This is a genomic window from Actinomyces sp. ICM47 (assembly GCF_000278725.1).
Lineage (GTDB): Bacteria > Actinomycetota > Actinomycetes > Actinomycetales > Actinomycetaceae > Pauljensenia.
The window spans coordinates 1-3,637 of record NZ_ALCA01000001.1 but is presented as its reverse complement, the minus strand read 5'-3'; the positions used below and the strand labels follow the sequence as shown (position 1 = coordinate 3,637).

At 51.0% G+C, this 3,637-nt stretch carries 2 protein-coding genes; both read right to left on the bottom strand.

Annotated elements, in window-relative coordinates; translation table 11 throughout:
- Window positions 1-540 (bottom strand): tetratricopeptide repeat protein (locus HMPREF1136_RS00015; protein WP_009647234.1); only part of this gene is annotated, 540 nt, incomplete at its 3' end.
- A gap of 24 nt (window positions 541-564) precedes the next feature.
- Window positions 565-3,567: a tetratricopeptide repeat protein gene (locus tag HMPREF1136_RS10370; RefSeq protein ID WP_083836167.1), complete on the bottom strand. Its 3,003-nt coding sequence runs from the start codon at window positions 3,565-3,567 to the stop codon at window positions 565-567.
- Window positions 3,568-3,637: the final 70 nt, after the last annotated feature.

Sequence of the window (3,637 nt, the reverse complement as noted above, 5' to 3'; positions counted from 1 at the left end):
GATGGTGGCGAGGAGATGCAGGCAGGTGGCCTGGTTCTCCTCGGTGTTGGGGATGCCTTGGTAGAGGGTGAGTGCTTGGCGGTAGTAGGGTTCGGCCTGGGCTAGTTTGCCCCGCGTGGCCAGGATGGTGGCGAGGTTGTTCAGGCAGGTGGCCTGGTTGTGTTCTGTTCCGGGGAGTGTTTGGTAGAGGGTGAGTGCCTGGTGGTAGTAGGGTTCGGCCTGGGCTGGTTTGCCCAGCAGGAGTAGTGTGGTGGCGAGGTTGCCTAGGCAGTTGGCCTGGTCGCGTTGTGTGTTGGGGATGTCTTGGTAGAGGGTGAGTGCCTGGTGGTAGTAGGGTTCGGCCTGGGCTGGTTTCCCCAGCTCACGTAGTGTTTTGGCGAGGTTGAGCAGGCACTTGGCCTGGTCGCGTTGTGTGTTGGGGAGTGTTTGGTAGAGAGTAAGCGCGTGCTCGAACAGTTCCTTTGCTTTGAAGTGGTCGCCTCGGCCTGCGGCTTCCACTGCTTGTTTGTATAGCTGGTCGGCGTCGTCGTGGGTGGGCATGGGTGTTGGTCTTTCTTGCTGGGGCTACCGGTAGTGGGCGCGGGGGCGGTCTGCGATTGTGGGGTGCTGGTAGAGGGGTGTGGTGCGTAGGTGGGGCAAGACGAGGTTGGGGCCGGGCGTTCGGGTGAGAGTTTCGTCTGGTTCTGGGGTGGAGTTGGGCACCATTGTGAGTAGGGGATCATCGCTGTTGCGGGCTGCAGGCATGGCGGCGAGGGAGCCGACCATACGCCATTTGGCAACCAGTTCGGCCACGAGGGGGGCGTCGCCCAGGCGTGCGGCGATGTCGAGGGCCTGGTTCATCGAGTGTTGGGCGCGGTTGGTGATCCAGGCAATCCTGGCAGAGGAGCATGAAAGTTTGAATCGGAATTCGTCAAAGAAGACCGCTGCAGGTACTGCATATTGTAGTGCCAGGATGAGGTGTTTTCGTCGAAATGCAGGGTCAGTGCTCCACGAAGCTATTGTGTCGAGTATGCTTGCACCTAGTGAGTCAAGTTCTGGTATTTTCTCTGTGAAGATGTCATGTGCCTGTTTAAGGATTTGGTCGGCTTCTTCCGTTTGATGTTGCAGGTGTAAAATAATTGCGATATTAATCAAGCAGTCGACATAGCGTGGTAAATCACTATTTTCGCAGAGTGAAAGCAGCTGCCGGAACAGGGTGAGGGCAGCTTCGTATCTTTCCAATAATTTGAGTGTGTGGGCTAAAGCGTGTATGCAATCGATTTCAGAATTCTCTAAAATTCCTGTATTTTGGTATAGCTTAAGTGCTTCAATGAAGAAGTGTATAGCTTCCTCAGGCTTTCCTAGCTCGCGCGCAGCTGTACCGAGGTGGTGGAGGCATGCAGCTCTGTCTTTGCCAGTGTTGTTGGCATCTTCGAAAAGATTCAGTGCCTCCCACAATGCTGATTCGGCTGTTTCAACTCTACCAAGCATACCCATTGCTGTGGCGTAGCTACAAAGTGAGCGAGCGATTTCCGTTTGCGTGCCACCGTGTGTTCTGAAGATTGTGAGTGCGCTGCGGCTAAGAGTCGCGTACTCTGTGATTCGGTCAAGTGTTTTGAGTGTCTCTGCGAGATTGCCAAGACAATGAGCTTGGCTTAGTTCGGTGCCGTCCGTGCTTGCGTAAAGGTTTAAAGCATGACGGTAGATGGGTTCCGCCTCTTCATTTCTGTTGAGATCACATAATGTGTTAGCCAAATTGTATAAACAATTGGCTTGACTATTCTCTGTTCCTTCAACTTTTGTGAAGAGTGTGAGGGCTTTGCGAAATGTGTCTTCAGCTTGTGGTAGATTTCCAAGTTCGTGCAGAATGTTTGCAAGATTGTAGAGGGATCTGGCTTGTTCGCGTTCTGTATTCTCGCATTCTGCGAACAGATTAAGAGCGTGTATATAATGTTGCTCCGCTTCTTGATTTCGACCTGTGTCGCCTTGGAGAACTGTGAGATTGTATAGGCAAGTGGCTTGGTATTTCTCAGATCTATCAAGTTTTCTGTACAGTGTAAGTGCTTGGTGAAAGAGAGTTTCTGCTCTTGACGGATTATTCATATTTAACATTGTGATGGCAAAGTTGTAAATGTTGTCTGCAAGTAGTGTTTCTGTATTGGGGACGCTCTTGAGTAGTTCGATAACTTCCGGGTAGATGTGTATTGTTTCTAGGCTCCTGCCTAGTGAATGTAATGTCTGGATAAGAACTTGTAGACAGAGGGCCTGCTGTCTTTCTGTTTCCTTGAACTGCTTGAATAGTGCGAGAGCTTGACGGTGTAACTGCTCAGCAGTTTCAGGTTGACTTATTTGAGAATAACTGATGCCAAGATTGTATAGTAATGTTGCAATTTGAAGTTCACATCCGTCATGCATTTGCAAAATGTAGAGCATGCGGCGAAGAATGTATATCGACTGTTCCGTATTTCCTTCTTGAAGTTCCTGATGCCAAAGGGTGTTGAGATCTTCGGGATCATCCAGGTTGACTATTTTTGCTTGGGTCCCCTTAGTCATTAGCTTGCTCAAGGCTAATTTGCATTCAGAATATCTATTGTTCGTTCGTCTATTATTCTTCTCGTATTTTTCTAACGCTTGTAGGTAGTAAATCTCTGCTTCGCTGCCCTTACCTTGTTTGAGTAGAATTCCTGCTAAATTATGCAGGCAGTCAGCTTGATGCGTATCGCTTTCGGTCAGTGTGGAATAGGCAGCGTAGGCGTGATAGTAAACGGCAGCAGCTTCCGATGGCCTCTCTAAAGCTTCCAGATTGCGGGCGAAATTGTATAGAATCGGGCCGAGTATGTTATCTGAGTTTTCAGCCGTTTTCGCCTGGGTAATAGCCTCAATGAAGAGTGGTTCGGCTCTCTCGTTTTCGCCGAGTGTACTCATGGTATCGGCGAGGTTAGCTAAACAGTTTGTATATTGTATTGTGGTTCTGTCGATGCTCTCGTAGAGTGTGAGTGCTTGTTGGAAAATAGGTTTAGCTTCGCTCGGTTTAGCCTGCACCTTCAGGCAGAGTGCGAGATTATGCAAACAGGTGGCCTGTTCGTATTCTGTTCCTGGAATCTTCTGGTACAGGGTGAGTGCCTGGTAATAAAGAGATTCGGCATGGGATAGTTTTCTAAGATTGAGCATACAGGTGGCGAGGTTGTTCAGGCAGTTGGCTTGGTCGCGTTCTGTCCCGGAAATGCTTCGAAACAGGGTGAGTGCCTGACGGTAGAGGGGGGCAGCCTTGTCTGGTTCTTCCAGCCGGTTCAGGCTGGCGGCGAGGTTGTACAAGCATTGAGCCTGGTTGCGTTCAGTTTTTGGGGCCGTCTGGTAGAGGGTGAGCGCTTGTCGGTAGAGGGGTTCGGCTTGTGCTGGTTTGCCCAGTATTAGCAGGGTTGTGGCGAGGCTGTACAGGCAGTGGGCTTGGTCCTTCTCCGCACCTGGGACCTCTCGGTAGAGTTCGAGTGCGCCCTCGAACAGTTCCTTTGCTTTGAAGTGGTCGCCTCGGCCTGCGGCTTCCACTGCTTGTTTGTATAGCTGTTCTGCGTCGTCGTGGGTGGGCATGGGTGTTGGTCTTTCTTGCTGTGGGGCTAGCGGTAGTGGGCGCGGGGGCGGTCTGCGATTGTGGGGTGCT